Annotated in this window: 21 protein-coding genes; 11 read left to right on the forward strand and 10 right to left on the reverse strand. The window is 72.6% G+C overall.

All coding sequences use genetic code 11. The features are described from left to right. Positions 1-29 precede the first annotated feature (29 nt). Together ACZ6B8_RS19155 and ACZ6B8_RS19160 are read right to left on the reverse strand one after the other, a co-directional pair. Positions 30-1,523, reverse strand: a complete 1,494-nt coding sequence (locus ACZ6B8_RS19155) for a sensor histidine kinase (protein WP_471607966.1) — start codon at positions 1,521-1,523, stop codon at positions 30-32. Continuing rightward, positions 1,520-2,185: a response regulator transcription factor gene (locus tag ACZ6B8_RS19160; protein ID WP_471607967.1), complete on the reverse strand. Its 666-nt coding sequence runs from the start codon at positions 2,183-2,185 to the stop codon at positions 1,520-1,522. The genes ACZ6B8_RS19155 and ACZ6B8_RS19160 overlap by 4 nt, the downstream gene beginning before the upstream one ends. A gap of 149 nt (positions 2,186-2,334) precedes the next feature. On the opposite strand from ACZ6B8_RS19160, the gene ACZ6B8_RS19165 reads away from it, so the two are divergent. Then, on the forward strand, positions 2,335-3,048 hold the full coding sequence (locus ACZ6B8_RS19165; RefSeq protein ID WP_471079699.1) for a PepSY domain-containing protein: 714 nt from the start codon (positions 2,335-2,337) through the stop codon (positions 3,046-3,048). 71 nt (positions 3,049-3,119) lie between these two features. Here the strand turns inward: ACZ6B8_RS19165 and meaB are convergent, their stop codons facing one another. Both meaB and ACZ6B8_RS19175 read right to left on the reverse strand, forming a co-directional pair. Next, positions 3,120-4,076 carry a methylmalonyl Co-A mutase-associated GTPase MeaB gene (gene meaB, locus ACZ6B8_RS19170; protein WP_471079696.1) on the reverse strand — a complete coding sequence of 319 codons (957 nt, stop codon included), beginning with the start codon at positions 4,074-4,076 and terminating at the stop codon, positions 3,120-3,122. Between the two features lie 42 nt (positions 4,077-4,118). Continuing rightward, complete coding sequence (locus ACZ6B8_RS19175) at positions 4,119-5,321, reverse strand: acetyl-CoA C-acetyltransferase (RefSeq protein WP_471079693.1); 1,203 nt, start codon at positions 5,319-5,321, stop codon at positions 4,119-4,121. Positions 5,322-5,459: 138 nt separating this feature from the next. Between ACZ6B8_RS19175 and mce the strand changes: the two genes are divergently transcribed. The 8 genes from mce (at position 5,460) to ACZ6B8_RS19215 (ending at position 16,354) form a co-directional block, all read left to right on the forward strand. Further along, a complete protein-coding gene (gene mce, locus ACZ6B8_RS19180) occupies positions 5,460-5,900 on the forward strand; it encodes a methylmalonyl-CoA epimerase (RefSeq protein ID WP_471079690.1) in 441 nt (146 codons plus the stop codon). A gap of 238 nt (positions 5,901-6,138) precedes the next feature. Beyond that, a complete protein-coding gene (gene scy / locus ACZ6B8_RS19185) occupies positions 6,139-10,143 on the forward strand; it encodes a polarized growth protein Scy (RefSeq protein WP_471607968.1) in 4,005 nt (1,334 codons plus the stop codon). A gap of 182 nt (positions 10,144-10,325) precedes the next feature. Further along, positions 10,326-11,261, forward strand: coding sequence for a coiled-coil domain-containing protein (locus tag ACZ6B8_RS19190; RefSeq protein WP_362364906.1), 936 nt, complete (start codon positions 10,326-10,328; stop codon positions 11,259-11,261). Positions 11,262-11,337: 76 nt separating this feature from the next. Further along, positions 11,338-12,348: an ABC transporter ATP-binding protein gene (locus tag ACZ6B8_RS19195; protein WP_471079683.1), complete on the forward strand. Its 1,011-nt coding sequence runs from the start codon at positions 11,338-11,340 to the stop codon at positions 12,346-12,348. A 3-nt stretch (positions 12,349-12,351) separates the two neighbouring features. Beyond that, a complete protein-coding gene (locus ACZ6B8_RS19200) occupies positions 12,352-13,122 on the forward strand; it encodes an ABC transporter permease (protein WP_471079679.1) in 771 nt (256 codons plus the stop codon). Positions 13,123-13,195: 73 nt separating this feature from the next. After that, complete coding sequence (locus ACZ6B8_RS19205) at positions 13,196-14,038, forward strand: hypothetical protein (RefSeq protein WP_471079676.1); 843 nt, start codon at positions 13,196-13,198, stop codon at positions 14,036-14,038. 127 nt (positions 14,039-14,165) lie between these two features. Then, on the forward strand, positions 14,166-15,365 hold the full coding sequence (locus ACZ6B8_RS19210; protein WP_471607969.1) for an ABC transporter ATP-binding protein: 1,200 nt from the start codon (positions 14,166-14,168) through the stop codon (positions 15,363-15,365). Beyond that, positions 15,362-16,354 (forward strand): ABC transporter permease, encoded by a 993-nt coding sequence (locus tag ACZ6B8_RS19215; RefSeq protein ID WP_471607970.1) that lies wholly within the window; start codon positions 15,362-15,364, stop codon positions 16,352-16,354. Before ACZ6B8_RS19210 ends, ACZ6B8_RS19215 begins: the two co-directional genes overlap by 4 nt. A 22-nt stretch (positions 16,355-16,376) precedes the next feature. Here the strand turns inward: ACZ6B8_RS19215 and ACZ6B8_RS19220 are convergent, their stop codons facing one another. Continuing rightward, positions 16,377-16,709 carry an ATP/GTP-binding protein gene (locus tag ACZ6B8_RS19220; protein ID WP_471079667.1) on the reverse strand — a complete coding sequence of 111 codons (333 nt, stop codon included), beginning with the start codon at positions 16,707-16,709 and terminating at the stop codon, positions 16,377-16,379. A gap of 209 nt (positions 16,710-16,918) precedes the next feature. Here ACZ6B8_RS19220 and ACZ6B8_RS19225 point away from each other — a divergent pair, with 209 nt between their 5' ends. Continuing rightward, positions 16,919-17,953, forward strand: coding sequence for an LLM class flavin-dependent oxidoreductase (locus tag ACZ6B8_RS19225; protein ID WP_471079664.1), 1,035 nt, complete (start codon positions 16,919-16,921; stop codon positions 17,951-17,953). Positions 17,954-18,025: 72 nt separating this feature from the next. Here ACZ6B8_RS19225 and ACZ6B8_RS19230 read toward each other — a convergent pair whose 3' ends face one another. Then, the gene (locus ACZ6B8_RS19230) at positions 18,026-18,418 is read right to left on the reverse strand and encodes an SCO5389 family protein (RefSeq protein ID WP_468557075.1); all 393 of its coding nucleotides are present in this window, start codon (positions 18,416-18,418) and stop codon (positions 18,026-18,028) included. A 253-nt stretch (positions 18,419-18,671) separates the two neighbouring features. Here ACZ6B8_RS19230 and nucS point away from each other — a divergent pair, with 253 nt between their 5' ends. Continuing rightward, on the forward strand, positions 18,672-19,343 hold the full coding sequence (gene nucS / locus ACZ6B8_RS19235; protein ID WP_362364886.1) for an endonuclease NucS: 672 nt from the start codon (positions 18,672-18,674) through the stop codon (positions 19,341-19,343). A gap of 71 nt (positions 19,344-19,414) precedes the next feature. On the opposite strand, the gene ACZ6B8_RS19240 is transcribed toward nucS, so the two are convergent. The 4 genes from ACZ6B8_RS19240 to ACZ6B8_RS19255 form a co-directional block, all read right to left on the reverse strand. Next, entirely contained in the window at positions 19,415-21,952 is a 2,538-nt protein-coding gene (locus tag ACZ6B8_RS19240) for an ATP-binding protein (RefSeq protein ID WP_471607971.1), read from the reverse strand. A 247-nt stretch (positions 21,953-22,199) separates the two neighbouring features. After that, the gene (locus ACZ6B8_RS19245; RefSeq protein WP_055696792.1) at positions 22,200-22,523 is read right to left on the reverse strand and encodes an STAS domain-containing protein; all 324 of its coding nucleotides are present in this window, start codon (positions 22,521-22,523) and stop codon (positions 22,200-22,202) included. Between the two features lie 196 nt (positions 22,524-22,719). Further along, positions 22,720-23,568, reverse strand: a complete 849-nt coding sequence (locus ACZ6B8_RS19250) for a 3-hydroxyacyl-CoA dehydrogenase family protein (protein ID WP_127909439.1) — start codon at positions 23,566-23,568, stop codon at positions 22,720-22,722. A gap of 150 nt (positions 23,569-23,718) precedes the next feature. Next, positions 23,719-24,357 carry a TetR/AcrR family transcriptional regulator gene (locus ACZ6B8_RS19255; protein WP_471079656.1) on the reverse strand — a complete coding sequence of 213 codons (639 nt, stop codon included), beginning with the start codon at positions 24,355-24,357 and terminating at the stop codon, positions 23,719-23,721. Positions 24,358-24,376 lie beyond the last annotated feature (19 nt).

Below are 24,376 nucleotides of genomic sequence, written 5' to 3' on the forward strand. Positions count from 1 at the left end.
CGCACCGCGGGCACCGGCCGCGACGTCCCTCATTCCGCCGACGACTGAGGGCTGGGCAGCCGGAGTTCGAAGAGCGCACCACCGGACGGCGCCGCACGCACCACCAGGGTGCCGCCGTGCCGCACCGCGACGTCCCGCGCGATGGCGAGGCCGAGACCGGCCCCGCCCTCGTCGCGGGTCCGCGCGTCGTCGAGCCGTACGAACCGCTCGAAGATCCGCTCCCGTTCGTCCGCCGGCACACCGCTGCCGTCGTCCGCCACCTCCAGGACGGCCCAGGCGCCGTCGCTCCGGGTGCTGACCGTGACGCGGGAGCGCGCGTGCCGCTGGGCGTTGTTCACGAGGTTGCCGAGCACCCGCGCCAACTGGGCGCGCGATCCGGTGACTTCGCAGCTCGTCAGGTCCGCGTGCACCTCGACGCGGTCCCGGGTGCGCTGCGAGAGCTCCTCCCGTGCGAGGGCCGCCAGGTCGACCGGGGCGCCGCCCGGCTTCTCGCCCGCGTCCAGGCGGGCCAGCAGCAGCAGGTCCGCGGCGAGCTCCTGGAGCCGCACGGTGTCCTCCACGGCGCCGTCGACGTCCAGCAACTCCGGGTGCGCCGCGCCCACTTCGAGCTGGGTGCGCAGGCTGGCGATGGGACTGCGCAGCTCGTGCGAGGCGTCCGCGACGAACCGGCGCTGGCGCTCCACGGAGGTCTGCAGCGCGGAGAGCGTCTCGTTCGTGGTGCGGGCGAGGCCGGCGATCTCGTCGTGCGTGTCCGGCTCGGGCACCCGGCGCGCCAGGTCCTCCGACGCGGTGATCGCGGCCATCTCCTCGGTGATCGCGGCCACCGGGCGCAGGGCGCGCCGTGTCACCAGCCAGGTGACGCCCGCGACGACCGCGAGGAGCAGCGGGAAGCCGATCAGCATGGACGTCAGCGCCGTGGAGACCGCGCTCTGCCGACTGGAGAGCGAGCCGCCCGCGTAGACGGTGAGATCGCCCCGGGCCTCGGTGCTCACCTCGACCGCGGCGAACCGGAAGTCACCGCTCTCGCCGTCGACGGTGGCGGTGCCGTCGGTGTACGTGGTCTCGTCGTCGACCTCACCGAGCTCGTCGCCGCTCTCGCCGGGCTCGTCGTCGCCGCTGTCCCCCGCTTCCGCCTTCTCGTCCTCGCCCCCGCCCCCGTGCCCCTTCCCGGAGGCCGGGGCGGGCGGGGCGGCTACGGGCTTGACGGCGTCGACACCGGTGCCGCTGATCTTCTGCAGGTCGTCGCCGGCCGCCACCAGCCTGCCCTTGTCGTCGACGACTTGGACGGGCGCGTCCTCGTCGTCCGGCAGGTCGAGATCGTCGTACGGCCGGCCCGCGACGAGCTGGGAGGCGACCTTGCGCGCGGCGGAGTCGGCGCGGGAGTCCGCCTGGTCGGTGAGGTTGGCCCGCAGCGAGAGCAGCACGGCGGCGCCCGCGGCGAGGAGGGCGAGGGCGACGACCAGACTCGCGCCCAGCGTGGCCCTGGCGCGGACCGAGCCGAAGAGCTTCCGGGGCTTCCTCATCGCGGGGCCTCCAGGCGGTAACCGGCGCCGCGCACGGTCGTGATGAGGGCCGCGCCGAGCTTGCGCCGCAGCGTGCTGACGTACACCTCGACGATGTTGGGGTCGCCCTCGTACGCGAAGTCCCAGACGTGGTCCAGGATGTCGCCCTTGGAGACGACCTCGCCGGACCGCAGCACCAGCTGCTCCAGGACCGCGAACTCCTTCGCGGTGAGGGTGACTTCGTCCTCGCCGCGGAAGACCCGGCGGGCGGCCGTGTCGACCTTGAGGTCGCCGAGCGTATGGACCGGGGAGGGGCCCGCGGAGCCGCGGCGGCGCAGCAGCGCCTTCACGCGGGCGACGAGGACGACGTACGAGAACGGCTTGGTGAGGTAGTCGTCGGCGCCCGTGTCGAGCCCCTCCGCCTCGTCGTACTCGCCGTCCTTGGCGGTGAGCATCAGGATCGGCACGTCGTGTCCCGCGGCACGCAGCGTGGAGCAGACGCGGTAGCCGTTCATGCCGGGCAGCATGATGTCGAGGACGACCAGGTCGTACGTGCCCTCGCTCGCGCGGTGCAGGCCGTCGACGCCGTCGTGGACGACGTCGACGGCGTAGCCCTCGGCGGTCAGGCCCTTGGACAGCGACAGGGCAAGCCGCTTTTCGTCTTCCACGATCAACAGGCGCATGCGTTCAGGGTGGCAGAGGGAAGCTGAAGAGTTCTTCAGGCCGCTTCAGCGTGCGTTCAGGGTCGCTCGGCCAGATTGGTCCGTGTCGAAAGCGAACGGCAGCGGCCCCCGGCCGCCGCCCACACCGCCCACTTCTCGGGAGGACCCTCATGAAGCGCAACATCGTCATCGCCACCGTCGCCGCCGCGGCCCTGATCGGAGGCGGCACCGCGACCGCCTTCGCGGTCGGCGGTGACGACGACGGCGCCGCGAGCAAGTCGAGCGTCCGGCTGAAGGACCACGACCGCGACAACGACTCCGACGACCGGGGCGACGCCGCCGAGAACACCGCCGAGGCCAAGGCCGCCAAGGTGACCGCCGCCGACGCCATCGAGGCCGCCCTCGCGGACACCTCCGGCACCGCGGTCTCCGCCGAGCTCGACGACGAGGACGGCGGCCTGGTCTGGGACGTCGACGTCCTGGACGGCAAGACCTGGCACAACGTCGAGGTCGACCCGGGCACGGGCAAGGTCCTCGGCTCCTGGGTCGACAAGTCCGACAAGGACGACGCCAAGGAGGACGCCGCCGACGCCGCCCGCGTGAACGCCGCCCTGAAGGGCGCGTCCGTCAGCGCCGCGGACGCCGCGAAGGCCGGCGCCGACAAGGGCACCGTGACCTCCGTGGACCTGGACGACGACGGCACGGCGACCGCCTGGAACGTGGAGACGACCGGCGCCAGGGGCGCCGAGTCCGAGTACGACGTCGACCTGAAGACCGGCAAGGTCACGGCCGACCGCACGGACACCCACGACGACGGCCACGACGGCAAGGACCACGACGACCACGACGGTCAGGACCACGACGACGACGGCTCCGACGACTGATACAGCCCCCACCTGCGCGGACGGCCCGGACCTGAGGTCCGGGCCGTCCGCGGACGTGCGTCACCGGTGCGTCAGCCCTCCGTGAGCCCTTCGACCAGTTCGTCCGCGGCCGTGTACGGATCGAGCTCCCCCGCCACGATCCGCTCCGCGAGCGCGGAGAGACGCAGATCGCCGTGGAGCGACCCGATCCGTTCGCGCAGGGCCGTGACCGCGATCGTCTCGACCTCGCGGGAGGCGCGGGCGACCCGGCGCTCGCCGAGGACCCCCCGCTCCTCCATCCACGCCCGGTGCTTCTCCAGCGCCTCGACGACCTCGTCGACGCCCTCACCGCGCGCCGCGACCGTCTTGACGATGGGCGGCCGCCAGTCGCCGGGGCCGCGGGACTCGCCGAGGCCCAGCATGTGGTTCAGCTCGCGGGCGGTCGCGTCGGCGCCGTCGCGGTCCGCCTTGTTGACGACGTACACGTCGCCGATCTCCAGGATTCCGGCCTTCGCCGCCTGGATGCCGTCGCCCATGCCGGGGGCCAGCAGGACGACGGAGGTGTCGGCCTGCGAGGCGATCTCCACCTCGGACTGTCCGACGCCGACGGTCTCCACGAGGATCACGTCGCACCCCGCGGCGTCCAGGACCCGGATGGCCTGCGGAGCCGCCCAGGCGAGCCCGCCCAGGTGGCCGCGGGTCGCCATGGAGCGGATGTAGACGCCGGGGTCGGACGCGTGGTCCGACATCCGCACCCGGTCGCCGAGGAGCGCGCCCCCGGAGAAGGGGGACGACGGGTCGACGGCGAGCACGCCGACCCGCTTGCCGGTCCTGCGGTAGGCGCTCACCAGCGCCGACGTCGATGTCGACTTGCCGACACCGGGCGAGCCGGTGAGCCCCACCACGTACGCGTTGCCGGCGAGCGGCGCCAGCGCCGCCATCACTTCCCGCAGCTGCGGCGACGCCCCCTCGACCAGTGAGATGAGCCGGGCCACGGCCCGCGGCCTGCCCTCGCGGGCCTGCGCCACCAGGGAGGGGACGTCCTGCATCACAGCTCCGTTCGCTACGTACGACTCACGGCCGGCCGGAGGCTAGGCCTTGGCCACCTTGACGATCAGGGCGTCGCCCTGGCCACCGCCACCGCACAGCGCGGCCGCGCCCACGCCGCCGCCGCGCCGCCTGAGCTCCAGGGCGAGGTGCAGCACGAGGCGCGCGCCGGACATCCCGATCGGGTGACCGAGGGCGATGGCGCCGCCGTTGACGTTCACCCTTTCCGAGGACACGCCGAGGTCCTTCATTGACTGCACGGCGACGGCCGCGAAGGCTTCGTTGATCTCGATCAGATCGAGGTCGGAGACCGCCAAACCCTCCTTCTTCAGGGCGTGCTGGATCGCGTTCGACGGCTGCGACTGCAGCGAGCTGTCCGGCCCGGCCACGTTGCCGTGCGCGCCGATCTCCGCGATCCAGGCGAGGCCCAGCTCCTCGGCCTTGGCCTTGGACATGACGACGACCGCGGCCGCGCCGTCGGAGATCTGCGAGGACGTGCCCGCGGTGATCGTGCCCTCCTTGCCGAAGGCGGGGCGCAGCTTGCCGAGCGACTCGACGGTGGTCTCCGGGCGGATGCCCTCGTCCTGGGAGAAGAGGACCGGGTCGCCCTTGCGCTGCGGGATCTCGACCGGGGTGATCTCGGCCTCGAACAGGCCGTTCTTCCGGGCGGCGGCGGCGCGCTGGTGGGAGAGGGCGCCCACCTCGTCCTGCTCGGGGCGGCGGATGCCGAGGCGGGTGTTGTGCTTCTCCGTGGACTCGCCCATGGCGATGCCGTCGAAGGAGTCGGTCAGGCCGTCGTACGCCATCGAGTCGATCATCTCGATCGCGCCGTACTTGTGGCCCTCGCGGGACTTGGGGAGCAGGTGCGGGGCGTTGGTCATCGACTCCTGACCGCCGGCCACCACGACGTCGAACTCGCCGGCGCGGATCAGCTGGTCGGCGAGGGCGATGGAGTCGAGGCCCGAGAGACACACCTTGTTGATGGTGAGCGCGGGAACGTTCATGGGGATGCCCGCCTTGACGGCGGCCTGGCGCGCCGGGATCTGCCCTGCCCCGGCGGTGAGCACCTGACCCATGATCACGTACTGGACCTGGTCGCCTCCGATGCCCGCGCGGTCCAGCGCGGCCTTGATCGCGAAGCCCCCCAGGTCCGCACCCGAGAAGGACTTCAGCGAGCCGAGGAGGCGGCCCATGGGCGTGCGAGCGCCCGAGACGATCACTGAGGTGGTGCCGGTCGTTCCTGCCATGTGCGACGACCCCTTGGGAGGAGAGGAGTTAACGAGGGTTTATCTGAATGTACTGAGCAGTACCCCCGCCGTCACCGTGCGGCAGGTGTGATCGCGCGCACGTTGCGTAATCACCGCATGAAGCGCTGCACTTGAACCATGCTGACGCGAATCGATCACATCGGGATCGCCTGTTTCGACCTCGACAGGACCGTCGAGTTCTACCGCGCGACGTACGGATTCGAGGTGTTCCACACCGAGGTCAACGAGGAGCAGGGCGTGCGCGAGGCCATGCTCAAGATCAACGAGACCGACGACGGAGGCGCCTCCTACCTCCAGCTCCTGGAGCCGACCCGCGACGACTCCGCGGTGGGCAAGTGGCTGGCCAAGAACGGCGAGGGCGTCCACCACATCGCCTTCGGCACCGCGGACGTGGACGGCGACGCCGCGGCCGTCAAGGACAAGGGCGTACGGGTGCTCTACGAAGAGCCCCGGATCGGCTCCATGGGCTCGCGCATCACCTTCCTGCACCCGAAGGACTGTCACGGAGTCCTCACCGAACTTGTCACTTCGGCACCTTCCGAGGCCCTGGAGCACTGACCTCCGTATATCCGGGCCGGTAGGGTGAGGGGCGGCCGTCCGAAGTTCCGGGCGGCCCGTGCCGGGGTCCGGGTTTCGGGGGACGAGCGTCGGGGCAGCAGCCCATGCTCTGCTGTTGATCTGACACCATTCCCCCGGGGGCGTCGTCCGGCGGATGGACGGGGCTCGTTGGAGAGACGTGCGACCAGGGTTGGGGTATCCCCTGCTCGACGAGCTTGGGGAAGGATGGGACCGCGCAGTGCGGGGCTACGAACGCCAAGAGAACTCGCGGGCTGAGACCGACAGTCTGTCGCGGTTCGAGGCCGAGATGGACCGGCTGAAGACCGAGCGGGAGAAGGCCGTCCAGCACGCCGAGGACCTCGGCTACCAGGTCGAGGTGTTGCGCGCCAAGCTGCACGAGGCGCGCCGCAACCTCGCGTCCCGCCCTGCCTACGACAGCGCGGACATCGGGTATCAGGCCGAGCAATTGCTCCGCAATGCCCAGATCCAGGCCGACCAGCTGCGCACCGACGCCGAGCGCGAGCTGCGCGACGCCCGTGCCCAGACCCAGCGCATCCTCCAGGAGCACGCCGAGCAGCAGGCCCGCCTGCAGTCGGAGTTGCACGCCGAGGCCGTGTCCCGCCGCCAGCAGCTCGACCAGGAGCTGGCCGAGCGCCGCCAGACCGTCGAGTCGCACGTCAACGAGAACGTGGCGTGGGCCGAGCAGCTGCGGGCCCGTACCGAACAGCAGGCCCGCCGGCTCATCGACGAGTCGCGCGCCGAGGCCGACCAGGCCCTCGCCGCCGCCCGCGCCGAGGCCGCCCGGGTCGCCGAGGAGGCCCGCCAGCGCCTGGCCGGCGACGCCGAGGCCGCCCGCGCCGAGGCCGAGGCGATCCTGCGCCGCGCCCGCACCGACGCCGAGCGCCTCCTGAACGCCGCGTCCACGCAGGCCCAGGAGGTCACCGACCACGCCGAGCAGCTGCGCTCCACCACGGCGACCGAGTCCGAGCAGGCGCGCCGGCAGGCCGCCGAGGCGAGCCGGGCCGCCGAGCAGCGGATGGCCGAGGCCGAGACGGCGCTGCGCGCGGCGCGCGCCGAGGCGGAGAAGGTCCTCGCCGAGGCCAAGGAGACCGCCTCCAAGCAGCTCTCGGCCGCCGAGGGGGCCAACGAACAGCGCACCCGCACCGCCAAGGAGCAGGTCGCCCGGCTGGTCGGCGAGGCCACCAAGGAGGCCGAGGCCACCAAGGCCGAGGCCGAGCAACTGGTCGCCGACGCCCGCGCGGAGGCCGAGAAGCTGATCGCGGACGCCGCCGAGAAGGCGCGCACGATCACCGCGGAGGAGACCGCGGGCCAGCTCGCGAAGGCCGCGCGGACCGCCGAGGAGGTCCTCGACAAGGCCTCCAAGAACGCCAAGGAGACCACGAAGGCCGCCACCGAGGAGGCCGAGCGGATCCGCTCCGAGGCGGAGACCGAGGCGGACCGGCTGCGCGCCGAGGCGCACGACATCGCCGAGGAGCTCAAGGGCGCGGCGAAGGACGACACCAAGGAGTACCGCGCCAAGACCGTCGAGCTGCAGGAGGAGGCGCGCCGGCTGCGCGGCGAGGCCGAGCAGCTGCGCGCGGACGCGGTCGCCGAGGGCGAGCGCATCCGCGGCGAGGCGCGGCGCGAGGCGGTCAAGGAGATCGAGGAGGCGGCCAAGTCCGCCGAGGAGCTGCTCGCCAAGGCGAAGGCCGACGCCGAGGAGCTGCGCACCGCCGCGACCACCGAGAGCGAGCGGGTCCGCGCCGAGGCCGTCGAGCGCGCCACGAGCCTGCGCGCGCAGGCGGAGGAGACCCTGGAGCGCACCCGCGCGGAGGCCGAGCGGCACCGCGAGGAGGCCGCCGAGCAGGCCGAGGCGACGCGGTCCGAGGCCGAGGAGGCCGCGCGGGCGCTGCGCGAGGAGACCGAGCGGGCCATAGCGGCACGGCAGGCCGAGGCAGCCGAGGAGCTGACGCGGCTGCACACGGAGGCCGAGGAGCGGCTGTCCGCCGCCGAGCAGGCGCTGACCGACGCCCGCGCGGAGGCCGAGCGCATCCGCAGGGAGGCCACCGAGGAGACCGACCGGCTGCGTTCGGAGTCCGCCGAGCGGATCCGCACGCTGCAGGCGCAGGCCGAGACCGAGGCGGAGCGGCTGCGCACCGAGGCCGCCGCCGACGCCTCCCAGGCCCGCGCGGAGGGCGAGAACATCGCCGTACGGCTGCGTTCTGAGGCCGCCGCCGAGGCCGAGCGGCTCAAGACCGAGGCGCAGGAGTCCGCCGACCGGGTCCGCGCGGAGGCCGCAGCCGCCGCCGAGCGGGTCGCCGTGGAGGCCGCCGAGGAGCTGGCCGCCGCCCAGGAGGAGGCGGCCCGGCGCCGCCGCGAGGCCGAGGAGACGCTGGGCTCCGCGCGTGCGGAGGCCGACCAGGAGCGCGAGCGCGCCCGCGAGCAGAGCGAGGAGCTGCTGGCCTCCGCGCGCAAGCGCGTGGAGGAGGCGCAGGCCGAGGCGGTCCGCCTGGTCGAGGAGGCCGACCGCCGCGCCACCGAGATGGTCTCGGCCGCCGAGCAGACCGCCCAGTCCGTACGGGACTCCGTGGCCGGGCTGCACGAGGCGGCGCAGGAAGAGGTCGCGGGGCTGCGTTCGGCCGCCGAGCACGCCGCCGAGCGCACCCGTACGGAGGCGCAGGAGGAGGCCGACCGCGTCCGCGCCGACGCCTACGCCGAGCGGGAGCGCGCCACCGAGGACGCGAGTCGCGTCCGGCGCGAGGCCGCGGAGGCGTCCGAGGCCGCGAAGTCCCTGGCCGAGCGCACGGTGGCGGAGGCGACGGCGGAGGCCGAGCGGATGCGCTCGGACGCCTCGGAGCACGCCCAGCGGGTGCGCACGGAGGCATCCGACACCATCGCGCAGGCCGAGCAGGACGCGTCGCGCACCCGCGCCGACGCCCGCGAGGACGCCAACCGCATCCGCGGCGACGCCGCGACCCAGGCCGACCACCTGATCGGCGAGGCCCGCAGCGAGGCCGAGAAGCTGCAGAACGACACGATCGCGGAGGCCGAGCGGGTCCGCACGGAGGCCGCCGAGCAGGCCGAGCGGCTGCGTGCGGAGTCGACCGCGGAGGCCGAGCGGCTGCGTGCCGAGTCGACCGAGCAGGCCGAGCGGCTCGCGGCGGAGACCGCGGAGCAGGCCGAGCGGGTGCGCGCGGAGTCCGTGGCGAAGGCCGAGAAGCTCATCTCGGACGCCTCCGGCGACGCGGAGCGGTTGCGCGCCGAGGCCGCCGAGACGGTCAACTCCGCGCAGCAGCACGCCGAGCGGATCCGCAGCGACTCCGAGCGGCTCAAGGCGGACGCGGCGCGCGAGGCCGAGCGGCTCACGTCCGAGGCGCGCGAGGAGGCGGAGCGGACCCTCGACGAGGCCCGCCAGGCCGCCAACAAGCGCCGTCAGGAGGCCGCGGAGCAGGTCGACACGCTCATCACGGAGGCCGCGTCGGAGGCCGACAAGCTGACCACCGACGCGCAGGAGAAGGCCCTCAAAGCGACCACAGACGCCGAGGCGCAGGCCGACACGATGGTCGGCGCGGCCCGCAAGGAGGCCGAGCGTCTGGTCGCCGAGGCGACCGTCGAGGGCAACTCCCTGGTGGAGAAGGCCCGTACGGACGCGGACGAGCTGCTGATCGGCGCCCGCAGGGACGCCACCGCCATAAGGGAGCGCTCTGAGGAGCAGCGCGACCGCATCACCGCGGAGATCGAGGAGCTGCACGAGCGTGCCCGCCGCGAGTCCGCCGAGGCGATGAAGACCGCGGGCGAGCGCTGCGACGCGCTGGTCAAGGCCGCGGAGGAGCAGCTCGCCGAGGCGCAGGCGAAGGCCAAGGAGCTGCTCTCGGACGCCGGTTCCGAGGCGAGCAAGGTGCGGATCTCCGCGGTGAAGAAGGCCGAGGGCCTGCTGAAGGAGGCCGAGGCGAAGAAGGCCGCGCTGGTGGGCGAGGCCGAGCGGATCCGGGCCGACGCCGAGGAAGAGGCGACGCGTACGGTCGAGGAGGGCAAGCGCGAGCTGGAGGTCCTGGTCCGCCGTCGGGAGGACATCAATGCGGAGATCTCCCGTGTCCAGGACGTGCTGGAGGCGTTGGAGTCTTTCGAGGCCCCGTCAGGCGGTGCGAAGCCCGGGCCGGGTGGCGGCTCCGGGGCGGGCGGCGTCAAGGCCGGGGCCGCGGCGGGGTCGACACGATCGGGTGGCAAGCAGTCCGAGGGCTAGCCAAAGAGCATCTGCCGTGCTCTGTGAGGACCTTTGGCCCTTTCGCTGGCAAGTGCTCTGGCGGTTAGCCACTCAAAAGGGGTGTCATTCTCCAGATCAAACGGGCATCTGCTCGATGACACGCCGCCTTGACCCCTAGGATTCCCTCTATCACCTCACCGGTCTCATTCGACAGGAACCCCATGAGCGACACTTCCCCCTACGGCTTCGAGCTTGTGCGGCGTGGGTACGACCGCGCTCAGGTGGACGAACGTATCTCCAAGCTCGTCTCCGACCGTGACAGCGCTCTAGCCCGCATCACTGCTCTGGAAAAGCGCATCGAGGAGCTGCACCTCGAGACGCAGAACGCCCAGGCCCAGGTCGCCGACGCCGAGCCGTCGTACGCCGGTCTCGGTGCCCGCGTCGAGAAGATCCTCCGCCTCGCCGAGGAGGAGGCGAAGGACCTGCGCGAGGAGGCCCGTCGCGCGGCCGAGCAGCACCGTGAGCTCGCCGAGTCCGCGGCCCAGCAGGTGCGCAACGACGCCGAGTCGTTCGCCACCGAGCGCAAGGCCAAGGCCGAGGACGAGGGCGTCCGGATCGTCGAGAAGGCCAAGGGCGAGGCCAACGCCCTGCGTGCCGAGGCCCAGAAGGACGCGCAGTCCAAGCGCGAGGAGGCGGACGCCCTCTTCGAGGAGACCCGCGCCAAGGCCGCCCAGGCCGCCGCGGACTTCGAGACGAACCTCGCCAAGCGCCGCGAGCAGTCCGAGCGCGACCTGGCCTCCCGTCAGGCCAAGGCGGAGAAGCGCCTCGCGGAGATCGAGCACCGCGCGGAGCAGCTGCGTCTGGAGGCGGAGAAGCTGCGGACCGACGCCGAGCGCCGGGCCCGTCAGACCGTCGAGACCGCCCAGCGCCAGGCCGAGGACATCGTGGCCGACGCGAACGCCAAGGCGGACCGGATCCGTTCGGAGTCCGAGCGCGAGCTCGCGGCCCTGACGAACCGGCGCGACTCGATCAACGCGCAGCTCACCAACGTGCGCGAGATGCTGGCGACACTCACCGGCGCGGCCGTGGCCGCGGCGGGTACGCCCGCGGACGACGAGCCGGTCTCGCGCGGCGTTCCCGCGCAGCAGACCCGCTGAAGCGCTCCGGGCAGGACAGCGAAGCCCCCTTGCCGCTCCGGTGGCAGGGGGCCCTGTCACGTTCTAGCGTGGCCGCATGATCGAGCTCCAGGGGCTGACCAAGCGGTACGGCGAGAAGGTCGCCGTCAACCAGCTGACCTTCACCGTGCGCCCCGGCATGGTCACCGGCTTCCTCGGCCCCAACGGCGCGGGCAAGTCCACGACCATGCGCATGATGCTCGGCCTCGACAACCCCTCGGCCGGCTCCGTGCGCATCGACGACCGGCAGTACGCGCAGCTGAAGGACCCGCTGAAGTACATCGGCGCCCTGCTCGACGCGAAGGCGATGCACGGCGGCCGCAGTGCCTACAACCATCTGCTCTGTCTGGCGCAGAGCAACGGCATTCCGCGCTCCCGGGTCTCCGAGGTCCTCGACACGGTCGGTCTGACCGCCGTCGCCAAGAAGAAGGCCAAGGGCTTCTCGCTCGGCATGGGCCAGCGGCTCGGCATCGCGGGCGCCCTGCTCGGCGACCCCGAGATCCTGATGTTCGACGAGCCGGTCAACGGCCTCGACCCCGAGGGCATCCACTGGATCCGCAACCTGATGAAGTCCCTTGCCGCTGAAGGCCGTACGGTCTTCGTCTCCTCGCACCTGATGAGCGAGATGGCACTCACCGCCGACCACCTCGTCGTCATCGGCCAGGGCCGCCTCCTCGCCGACATGTCGATGTCGGAGTTCATCCGGCGCAACTCCCGCAGTTACGTGAGACTGCGCTCCCCGCAGCGCGAACGCCTCCTCGACGTGCTGCACGAGGCGGGTATCACCGCCGTCGAGACGGGCAACGGCGCCCTCGAAGTGGACGGGACGCCCTCGGAGCGGCTCGGCGAACTCGCCGCGAGCCACCAGCTCGTCCTGCATGAACTGAGCCCCCAGCAGGCCTCGCTGGAGGAGGCCTTCATGCAGCTCACCGCGGAGTCCGTGGAGTACCACGCGCACACCGACCACGAGCGCACGGGACGGCCGGCGGGTGCCGCGCCGGCGACCGGCGCCGCACCACCGGCGAACCCCGGCTGGGGCGAAGGCTGGCAGCCGCGGAAGGGGGCCTGAGCGATGGCCGCGACGCAGGTACTGAAGTCGGAGTGGACCAAGATCCGCTCGGTCGCGTCGACCGTCTGGACGCTCGGTCTCGCCGTCGTCGTCACGATCGCGCTCGGCATGCTGATCAGCATCCTGTCCAAGAACGACTACGACAGTCTGGACGCCGAGGACAAGCTGACGTTCGACCCCACCTTCATCAGCTTCGCCGGGATGTCGCTCGGCCAGCTCGCGATGATCGTCTTCGGGGTGCTCGTCGTGTCGAACGAGTACAGCACCGGCATGATCCGCACCTCGCTGGCGGCCGTCCCGCAGCGCGCCACCTTCCTGTTCAGCAAGATCGCGGTGGCCACGCTGCTCGCGTTCGTGGTGGGCTTGGCGACCAGCTTCGTCACGTTCTTCGTGGGGCAGGCGATGCTGGGGCAGTACAAGGCCCAGATCGGCGACCCCGGCGTGCTGCGCGCCGTGATCGGCGGCGCCCTCTACATGACGCTGATCGCGCTGTTCTCGATGGGCGTCGCGACGATGCTGCGCAGCCCGATGCTCTCGCTGGGCATCCTGATGCCGTTCTTCTTCCTGATCTCCAACATCCTCGGCAACGTCTCGGCGACCAAGAAGATCGGGCGTTTCCTGCCCGACCAGGCCGGCAGCAAGATCATGCAGGTCAAGACGCCGTTCGACGACGACACCCCGTACGGGCCGTGGGGCGGTCTCGGGATCATGCTGGTGTGGGTGGTGGCCGCGCTGATCGGTGGGTACGTACTGCTGAAGAAACGGGACGCGTGATCGCGGCGTTCCGAGGAGCGGACGGCCGCGGGCCCGGGCGGGGGCGGACGGCCGCGGGGCCACAGGGGGGCGTGTGACGACGCAGGACCGCGGACTCGCGGCGCTCGGCCTCGACGGCGTGCCCGCCCTGCAGCCCCTCACCTATCCGGGTCTCCCCGTCACCGTCCCCTCCCTGCTGACCGGCGCCGAGCTGCTGCCGCTGCGCGCCCGGCCCGGCGCCCGCGGCACGATCGGCGCGTGGCGTGTCGAGGCCGGCCCCGGCGACCGGCCCCATCCCTGCCTGGACGACGTCCTCGACGGCCTCGGGCAGCCGCCCGTCGCCGGCCGCCTTCCCGTGATCGCCGTCGGTTCGAACGCCTCCCCCGGCCAGCTCGCCCACAAGCTCGCCCGGCTCGGGCTCCCCGGAGCCGTGCCGATGGTGCCCGTACGGCTGCGCGGCATCGGCGTCGGCCACTCCGCGCACATCGGCCGCGCCGGGTACGTGGCGGCCGCCCCCTACACCGACCCCGAGGCGCGCGGCACGCTCGTCGTCTCCTGGCTGGACCCGGCCCAGCTCTCCGCGGTCGACGCCACGGAACTCCCCAACTACCGGCGGGTGGCGCTGCCCGGAGGGGCGTACGGGATGACCCTGCCGAGCGGCGAGCGGCTCGACGCGGCGCACGTCTACGTGAGCGTGCGCGGCCTCCTCGCCGACCCGGCCACCGGACGGCCCCGGCCGGGCGGCGGCGACCAGGCGGTCCTCCTCGACACGCTCCTCGACGCCTCGCCGCGGCTGCGCGAGCTGCTCGGGCCGGACGCCGCGACGTGGGTGCGGCGGGCGGCGGGCGACCCCGAGCTGCGGGCCCGGGGCACCCTGGTCTTCGCCGAGGAGGGCTGGGTGCTGCCCTGGACGGAACTTCACGTTCCGCCCGGCTGATCCGGTCTCTCCCCTCCGCCCCGGAGTTCTGCTCGCGCTTGGCTGGAACCGTCAGCTCCCCGTTATCCTCCTAACCCTTACGGGGGCGTGTGCCCCGACGTCCTGAACCATTCGATGGGTGCGGAGAATGATCGAGGCAGTCGGCCTGACGAAGCGCTACGGCGCCAAGACAGCCGTGTACAACCTTTCCTTCCAGGTGCGGCCCGGAACCGTCACCGGCTTCCTCGGGCCCAACGGCTCCGGCAAGTCGACGACCATGCGCATGATCCTCGGGCTGGACGCTCCCACCACCGGGCAGGTGACGATCGGCGGCTACCCGTACCGCAAGCTCCCGAACGCGCCGCGCCAGGTCGGCGCGCTGCTCGACGCCAAGGCGGTGCACGGCGGCCGGCACGCCCGCAACCACCTGCTCTGCCTCGCGCAGCTCTCCGGCATCCCGGCCCGCCGGGTCGACGAGGTGCTCGGCGTCGTGGGGCTGCAGGACGTGGCGAAGAAGCGCTCCAAGGGCTTCTCGCTCGGCATGGGCCAGCGGCTCGGCATCGCGGCGGCGCTCCTCGGCGACCCGCAGGTGCTGCTCTTCGACGAGCCGGTCAACGGCCTCGACCCCGAGGGCATCCTCTGGGTGCGCAACCTGATGAAGTCCCTCGCCGCGGAGGGGCGCACGGTCTTCGTGTCGTCCCACCTGATGAGCGAGATGGCGCTGACCGCCGAGCACCTCGTCGTCATCGGCCGCGGCCAGCTGCTCGCCGACATGAGCGTCAAGGACTTCATCTCGCACAACTCCGCGGACTTCGCGCGGGTGCGGACCCCGGACACCGACCCGCAGCAGCGCGAGAAGCTGACCGCCGCGCTGACCGAGGCGGGCGGCCAGGTGCTGCCCGAGCAGGACGGCGCGCTGCGCGTCACGGGCCTGCCGCTCCCCCGCATCAGCGACCTCGCGCACGGCGCGGACGTCCGGATCTGGGAGCTCTCCCCGCACCAGGCCTCCCTCGAAGAGGCGTACATGCGGATGACGCAGGGCGCCGTCGACTACCGCTCGACGGTCGACCAGCGCGCGGGCTTCGAGCAGCAGGCGCCGCCCGGCGCGCTGCCGCCCGGCCTGCCGCAGCCGCCGGTGCCCGGCCAGGGCCAGCCCGGCTGGTACGCCCCGCCGCCGCCCCAGCAGGGCGGTCAGCCCTTCGCGCAGCCGCAGGCCCCGGGCGCGCCCGGGACGCCGAACCCCTACGCGACGGCGCCCCAGCAGCCCCCGGCCGCTCCCGCAACCCCCGCCCCCGCCCCCGCCCCCGCCCCCGACATGACCAAGCGCGACAGCGAGGACCAGCGATGACCACGCCTCCGACTCCGCAGCAGCAGCCGCAGCCGCAGGCGCAGCCCCAGCAGGCGTACGCACAGGCGGGTGCCCCGATGCCGGGCGCTCCCGCGCAGGGCGCTCCGGTGCAGGGAGGCCCGGTGCAGGGTGTCCCCGGCGTCCCCGCGGCTCCCGCGCCCGCCGCCCCCGCGCCGCCCTCCGCCTGGCAGCAGGCGATGGCCAACGCCTACACCTCGCCGATCCCGGTCAGGAAGACCCACCTCGGCAACGCCCTCGCCTCCGAGTGGACGAAGATCAAGTCGGTCCGCTCGACCATGTGGACCCTCGGCATCTTCGTCGCCCTGGTCATCGGCATCGGGCTGCTCGCCGCCGCGAACACCCAGCCGAGCGACTACGCCGACGTGCCGTTCACCATCCCGGCCTTCTTCGGCCTGATGCTGGGCCAGATCTGCCTGATCACGCTCGGCGTCCTCGTGACGTCGTCCGAGTACGGCACGGGCATGATCCGTACGACGTTCACGGCCTCGCCGCAGCGCCACCGCGTCCTGACGGCGAAGCTGCTGGTCTTCTTCGTCGTGGCGTTCGTCGTCTCCGCCGTCTCCGTGCTGCTCGTGGGCCTCGCGACGTCCTCGATCAACGGCGGCCCCGAGGCGGGCGACGTCCCGTGGGCGGGCACCGTCTTCAAGGGCGGTCTGTACGTGTCGCTGCTCGGCGTCCTCGCGCTCGCCGTCGGCTCCATGCTGCGGCACTCCGCGGGCGCCATCACGGCGATGCTCGGCGTCGTCCTCGTACCGGCGATCCTGCCGGCGTTCCTGATGATCTGGGAGAGCACGCAGTCGCTCGGCGAGAAGATGTCGGACTACAACGCCATCAACTCGCTCGCCAAGATCTTCGGAGCCGACGGCATGGACAGCTCCAACGGCACGTCCCAGCTGGTCGTGCTGATCGTCGTGACGGTGCTCGCGGTCGGCGGCGCCTTCGCCCTCCTGGAGAAGCGCGACGTGTAAGGCGCGCCACCCGAGGGCGGGTTCAGTACCTCGGCGCGTTACGGGACCGCTGCACCCGCGTCGTGCGGCGGTCCTTCGCGTTCCAGCACGCCTTGTGCCAGTGCCGGCGCTCATCCACGCCCGAGTGCTCCGGCCACGCCACCACGTGCGCGAGCCCCGAGGGGATCTCCTGGTCGCAGCCGGGGCAGCGGTACCGCTTGCCCGCCGCGCTCGCACCCGCCACGTGGCGCACGCTCCACTCCTCGCCCTGCCAGCTCTCCGTGCTCTGGAAGCCGCCGTAGCGGCCGGGCGGTTCCGCGTCCGCGGACGTCCTCGGCTCTCCGGCGCTCTTGGGGCGGTTGCGACGCGGGGACACGAAACACCTCACGGGCTGTACGGCGGTCAGGAGGGTGACCAGCCTACGCGCCGGGCCGGGGGGTAGCCGTCCCGCACGGGCGGCCCCGATCCCCGGCCACTGCACGGAAAATCCAACAATCTTCATGCCAGGCCGTGCCTTTGGCACGTGTCATGCGTTGTTGCCCGTAGGGGGAGTGCCTGCGTCGGCATCAAGGAGGCAGGAGTTCGATGCGTGTAGGTAGTTTTGTTCTCGCCGCCCAGTTTCCCGGTCAGGGCCAGGGGGAGGCGCTGCACCGAGCGGTGCGGTCCGCCGAGGTGGCCGAGGAGGCGGGGCTCGACGCGGTCTGGCTCGCCGAACACCACTTCGTGCCGTACGGCACGTGCCCGTCGGCGGTGACCCTCGCGGCACTGCTGCTCGGCCGGACGCGGCGGATCCACGTCGGCACAGCCGTGAGCGTACTCCCGACCGCCCACCCCGTGGCGCTCGGCGAGCAGGCCGCGCTGTTGCACGTGACGTCCGGCGGGCGTTTCTCGCTCGGGGTCGGGCGCGGCGGCCCATGGGTGGACCTGGAGGTCTTCGGAGCCGGCCTGGAGGCGTACGAGAAGGGGTTCCCCGACTCCCTCGACCTGCTCCTGCGGTGGCTGCGCGAGCCCCGCGTCGACGGCCGCGGGGAGCGGTACCCCTTCCGCGAGGTCGCCGTCGTACCGCGCCCGCAGGAGTCCCTCGACGGCTCGGGCGGGCAGGGCCCCGAGGTGGTCGTCGCGTGCACCTCGCCGGCGAGTGTCCGGCTCGCCGCGCAGCGCTGCCTTCCCATGCTGCTCGGCATGCATGTGGGCGACGACGAGAAGGCCGAAATGGTGGCCTTGTGGAACCGCCACGCGCGTGCCTCCGGGCACCCGCCCGAGGACGTCGCCGCCGCCTCGCACGTCTCGGCCGGTGTCGCCCAGGTCGCCGACCGCCGCCTGGAGGCGGCGGAGGTCTTACAGAAGGCGATGCCCGGCTGGCTGAAGCAGGGGCTGGACGCCCATGTGACCGTGGACGGCCGCCACCGCGCCATGCGGGATCCGCTGGAGTACACCGAACTGCTCTGCGGGCTGCACCCGGTGGGCACCCCGCAGGTGTGCGCGGACCGGCTCGCCGCCACCGCGGAGCGCACCGGCATCACGCGTTTCGCACTGCTCGTGGAGGGCTCCGGCGACCTCGCGGCCACCGAGGAGAACGTCCGCAGGCTGGGTGCCGAGGTACTCCCCCAGCTCGGCTGAGACCCGCCGTCGACGGTGGAGCTGCCGCTCCGGACTGAACACCTCCCGCGTACGGAGCGGCAGCAACAAGCGTCAGCAGTCCCGCAGTTCCGGTGACTGGTTGAGCAACTGGCCCCGGATCGAGGTGAAGCGGGCGAGCCGTTCGTCCACCGAGGGATCCAGCGGGAAAACCGCTACACGGTGGCAGTTCTGGAAGGCGAGACGTACGCCGAAGTGCCGCTGCAGGGCACCGCGTATGGCGTCGCTCGCGAGAGCGCGCAGCAGCTGGCCACGCGCCTGCTCGTCCGGCGGCGGGGTCTGGTTGTCGGCGAACTCGCCGCCGTCAACCTTGAGCTGGGCCACCAGGGAGCTGATCATCTCCCATGCGTAAGGCAGGGAGGTCCGGACGCAGTCGACGAATTCCGCTTCGTCCACCTCGCCTCGCTCGGCCTGTTCCAACAGTGCCGGTGAGACGTCGAGCGACATGGGTTCTCCTCTCACACCCCCGTGGAGCCGGGGGCCTACGGACAGGGATGGAGTCCGCCTACGCAGCGTGCACGGATGACGACCTCTTGCTTCTACGGTAGGCAACGGGCCGTGACCGCACCAGGAGATTGGGCGCATAACCGGCCAGGATCGAACGGGTCCATCGGCGGACAAGTCGCGCGGCCGGGGCCCGCGGCGGCCCGGCGGCGGGCGAATCGCGTACACCGCCCCGAGTCGAGTAGCGTTGCGCCCCATGCGTCTCGTCATTGCCCGATGCTCCGTGGACTACGCGGGCCGGCTCACCGCCCATCTCCCGTCGGCCCCTCGCCTGATCCTGGTGAAGGCGGACGGCAGCGTCTCCATCCACGCGGACGACAGGGCCTACAAACCGCTCAACTGGATGTCGCCGCCCTGCACCTTGAAGGAGGGCACCGGGGACGACGCGGGCGTGTGGACCGTCGTGAACAAGGGCGGCGAGAAGTTGATCATCACGATGGAGGAGATCCTGCACGACTCCTCGCACGAGCTCGGCGTGGACCCGGGTCTCATCAAGGACGGCGTGGAAGCACACCTTCAGGAGCTCCTCGCCGACCGGATCGAGACACTGGGTGAGGGATATTCGCTCATCCGCCGCGAGTACATGACGGCGATCGGCCCGGTGGACATCCTCTGCCGCGACGCCGACGGGCAGACCGTCGCCGTGGAGATCAAGCGGCGCGGCGAGATCGACGGCGTCGAACAACTCACCCGCTATCTGGAGCTGTTGAACCGCGACCCGCACCTGGCGCCCGTCAAGGGCATCTTCGCGGCCCAGGAGATCAAGCCGCAGGCGCGCGTGCTGGCCACCGACCGCGGGATCGGCTGCGCGGTCCTCGACTACAACGCGCTGCGCGGCATCGAGGACGACAAGCTGCGGCTGTTCTGACCTGTCCGCGGGGAGTACGACGGAGGGCCGGGTCCTGGTGGACCCGGCCCTCCGTCATGCGTACGGGACGCTCAGCCCGTCGACGCCGACGCGCCGCCCGAGTCGCTCGGCGACGCGCCGGAGCGGCTCGCCGAGTTCGAGATCTCGGGCGAGGCGGGGGCGTCGCTGGAGTCCGACGGCGTCGGCTCCTGCGTGGGCGGGTCCGTCGGATCCTGCGTCGGCGGGTCCGTCGGCTCCTCGGTGGGCTCGGTGGGCTTGTCGGTGGGCTTGGTCGGCTTGTCCGTGGGCCTCGTCGGCTTGTCCGTCGGCTTCGTCGGCTTGCCGCTCGGCGTGCCGGAGGGCGTGCCGCTGCCGGTCGGAGTGCCGGAGGGCGAGCCGCTGCCGCTCGGCGTGGGGTCGTCGGCGGTGCCGGTGACGCCGTCCTCGCCCGGGTCGACGGGGCGGCTGGTGGAGTTCTGCCGGGGCGGGTCGGCGTTGGTCCCGTCGCCCTCGCCCTCCGGGGTCGCCGACTGCTCCGTCGTGACCTTGTCGCCCTGCGGGGCGTCGTTGTCCGAGGTGGCGCCGAGGGTGACGACGGTGCCGAGGACGGCGGCGAGCAGGGCGCCGGCGCCCGCGGCGACGAGGTTGCGCCGGGTGCCGTGGAGGATGGAGCGGCGGCTGGGCGCGGGCCCCGGGGCGACGACGGTGGGCGTCACCTTGTGGGTGACCACGGTGTCCGGTTCCACGGGCGGTGCGGGCAGCGCGAAGGCGGCGGGGATGCCGCCGGGGGGCGACGCCGGCTCCTCGTGACGGGCTTCGGGCGGCTCCTCGCCGGCCGCGGGGTGGCCGCCCGAGGCGGACAGCGGGCCGCCCGAGGCGGACAGCGGGCCGCCCGAGCGGTCGGCGACCAGCGCGAGGGCCCGGCGTCCTGAGATCATGCCGCGCTTGTCGGCGAGCGCGCCGCGCAGCCCGATGGACGCCTCGAGCTCGGCGCGGGCCCGGTCGAGCCGTCCGCCGCAGAGCGCGAGGATTCCCAGCTCGTGGTGGAAGTACGCCTCTTCGGCGACCTCACCGGCGTTGCGCGCCGCTTCCTGGCCGGACCTGAGGGCCCGCTCCCAGGCGGCCCAGTCGAGGCCCCCGGCGAAGGCGGGCGCGGCGGTCCTGGCGAGCAGCACGGCGGCGCCGCTCTCCGTGGCGACCAGGGCGGCGAGCGCGGCCTGCACGGCGTCCGCCTCGGCGGCGACCCGCTCCGGGGAGACCGAGGGGTGCCCGGCCCACCAGGCGTAGTGCTGGGCGGCGGCCAGGGCGTGCGCGGCCGCCTCGTCGGCGTACCCGACGGACTCCAGCTGGGCCCGCACCCCCGCGGCGAGACGGTAGTGCGCGCCGACCGGGGTGACCAGGGCGCAGCTCACCAGCTCGGCGAGGGCGGCGTCGGCGTGGGTGTCGCCGACGAGGGCGGGCAGGTGGGCCTGGTGCGGCAGCTCGCCGCCGAGGGCGACGGCGAAGGTCAGCGTGGCGCGGGCGGACGGGCTGAGCCGCGAGGCGAGCAGCGCGGCGGGCGCGGCGCCGTCGGCGAGCGAGGGCAGGGGCACGTCCGGCACGTCGTCGCCGAAGGGCGGGCCGGCCGGGGTGTCCCCGAAGTGGCCGTGCTCCTCGAAGGCGTGCGGGTCGGCGCGGAGCTGGTCGCGCTGGCGGAGCAGGGCGCCGGCCTGGACGAAGCGCAGCGGCAGTCCCTCGGACTCGAACCACAGGTCGCCGGCCCAGTTGGCCTCCTCGTCGTCGAGGATCCGGCCGACGGCGCGCTCCAGGAGTTCGAGGCCGCCGCCCCGGCCGAGGCCGCCGAGGAAGACCTCTTCGAGGTGGGAGTCGTCGGAGGGCGCGGCGACGTCGGGGGTGGTGGCGACGAGGAAGGCGCACTCGGGGGTGGCGTCGAGCAGCTCGTCGAGTCCGGCGCCGCCGAATTCCAGGTCGTCCAGGACGACGACGGCGCCGATGTCGCGGACGAGGTCGAGCAGCAGGCCGCGCTCGGGGCGGTGCAGCGGCGCGTCGTAGACGGCCGCGAAGAGGTCGTGGAGCAGTTCGGTGGCGGTCCTGCGGTAGCCGGAGAGGCGGACGACGCCGTCGGGCGCGAGGTCGGCGCAGTCGTCCGCGACGGCGTTCAGGAGCGCTGTGCGCCCCGATCCGGCGGGTCCGGTCAGCCGTACGGAGCGGCCGCGGGCCAGGAGCCGTACGAGGCGCTCGCGCTCCTCCTGGCGCTCCAGGAGCGGCAGCCGGGGCAGCGCGGGTCCCGGCGGTACGGGCGGCAGGGCGGCGCGGCGCTGCTCGGCGCGGTCGTCGGCGGTGCGCCGGGCGGGGCGCTCGGGGCGCTCTCCCCCACTCTCGGCTTCGCTCGAGCGGGAGGTGCCCCCAGGCGGGCAGGGTTCGATCTCGCTGCCGTCGACGGGGTTGACGGTGAGCAGGAAGTCGCCGGAGACGAGCCGGACGGTGCGGGCCAGGGCGGGCGCCGGCCGGCCGAAGTCGGGCGTCGTGGGTTCCCGCGGCGGGTGTCCGAGGCCCGGTGCGCCGTCGCCGTGGTCGTCGTCCATGCCGTCGTGGCCGTACTCTTCGGGTCCCCGGTTCATCGGGTTCATGGTCCTAGCCCCCAGATGCGTGGTGTGCAGAGCCCCCTCCGGCCTTCGTGCACACTGCGCTGTCGCTTCTGGTCCGGTGCCCCCGTGCGGGTTCGTGTATCGGTGGCGACCGAACCCTAGACGTTCGCCCAGTATCTCCGGGAGGGCGGGGTACCGTCCCGTCCGAGACGTCACGGGTTCGTGAGGATTGTGCGCTCCCGGTGTGCTGTCGGGCGGTTCCGGGTGCGCTGTGTGCGCGGGCGGTGCGTCAGACCCTGGGGAGCGATTCGACTCCGATGCCGCCCTCGATGGCGAGGATGCGGTGCAGTCGGGTGGCCACGAGGAGTCGCTGCATCTGGGGCGGCACGTGGCGCAGGACGAGTCTGCGTCCGCACCGTCCGGCGCGGCGGTGCGCGCCCATGATGACGCCGAGTCCCGTGGCGTCCCACGAGTCGAGTTCGGACAGGTCGAGCACCAGGTCGCCGGCGCCGTCGTCGACGGCCGAGTGCAGGACCGTGCGGGCGTCCGCCGCGCTGCGTACGTCGAGGCGTCCCCCGACGACCAGCTGGGCCTGGTCGCCCCTGATGTGCATATGCGCTCCCCGAGAGTGCTGTGTCGGCTGTGACGCCCGATACGTAGGGCGTCTGCGTATGTCACTGCAACTGACTGCCGCGTGGGCGAGGAAGTTGCCGTCTGTAAGCGAACCGATACCGAATTCACTCCGAGGGGTGACCCGTGGGGCGCCGATGCGCCCGACGGGTCGTCAGACGGCGTACGTCAGTGCTGGTTCAGTGCTTGTAGAAGCCCTGCCCGCTCTTGCGTCCGATGTCACCGGCGTCAACCATCCGGCGCATCAGCTCCGGGGGCGCGAACTTCTCGTCCTGGGACTCCGTGTAGATGTTGCTCGTGGCGTGCAGCAGGATGTCGACGCCGGTGAGGTCGGCCGTCGCGAGCGGCCCCATGGCGTGCCCGAAGCCGAGCTTGCAGGCGATGTCGATGTCCTCGGCGGTGGCGACGCCCGACTCGTAGAGCTTGGCCGCCTCGACGACGAGCGCGGAGATCAGACGGGTCGTCACGAAGCCGGCCACGTCGCGGTTGACGACGATGCAGGTCTTGCCGACGGACTCGGCGAACTCCCGGGTGCGGGCGAGGGTTTCGTCGCTGGTCTTGTAGCCGCGCACCAGCTCGCACAGCTGCATCATCGGCACCGGCGAGAAGAAGTGGGCGCCGACGACGCGCTCCGGACGCTCCGTCACGGCCGCGATCTTGGTGATCGGGATGGCGGAGGTGTTGGAGGCGAGCACGGCGTCGTCGCGCACGAGCTTGTCGAGGGTGCGGAAGATCTCGTGCTTGACCTCGAGCTTCTCGAAGACGGCCTCGACGACGATGTCCGCGTCGGCGACCGCGTCCAGGTCGGTGGTCGTGGTGATGCGGGCGAGCGCCGCCTCGGCGTCGTCGGCCGCGAGCTTGCCCTTGCCCACGAACTTGTCGTACGACGCCTTGATGCCGTCGGTGCCCCGGGTCAGTGCCTCGTCGGTGACGTCGCGCAGGACGACGTCCCAGCCCGCCTGGGCGGAGACCTGAGCGATGCCGGACCCCATGAGTCCGGCTCCGATGACGGCGAGCTTCCGTGCCACTGTTCCGACTCCCCTACCGCTGATCACGCTGGGCTCACACGCTCTTTACGTATGCCTCTCCGGCGCACGTTAGCGGTCGTGGGCGCGCCTGTGGCAGTGAAGTAACGCGCGTCACGTCTCAAATGACGGACATCACACCGGTACGTCTCATCAGGCGGCGCGTGGCGCGTAGTTGAGGACCTTCTCGCTCAGCAGGTCCTCCATCTCGTCCAGCAGGCCGAGGGCGTCACGGGACACGTCGGCCGGCTCCCGGCCCTTGGTCATCTCGTCGCCGATCCACGCCATGAGCGTGCTGTGCACCCAGGAGAGCTGTCCGGCGACGAGCCCCGGCAGCGGGTCGCCCTCGGCGGCGCCGGCCTCCGCGGCGAGGGTTCCGGTGAGGTTGCCGAGGGCCTCCTGCTGGATCGCCCAGAGCCGGGAGCGCAGGGCGTGCGCCTCGGTGATGACCTTCATGAAGTCGGCCCAGCCGGGGAAGAGCCCGACGGCCGGCGAGACGCCCTCGACGTCGGCGCGCAGCTCGCGCAGGACGGCGTCGGCCGCGGACTCCCCGGCGCGGCGGCCGCGGACATGGCGGGAGAGCCGGTCGACGACGTCGCCGCCCCGGTCCAGGAAGAGGTCCTCCTTGGCCGGGAAGTAGTTGTAGACCGTGTTCACGGAGACGTCGGCGGCCTCCGCGACCTCCGCGACGGTCACCGTGACGAAGCCGCGCTCCAGGAAGAGCCCCGTCGCGATGTCCGAGATCCGCTGCTTCGTCTGCCGCTTCTTGCGCTCCCTGAGACCTTCAGCCATGCCCCCACCCTAGGGCCCG

This window comes from Streptomyces sp. NPDC041122 (assembly GCF_055592445.1).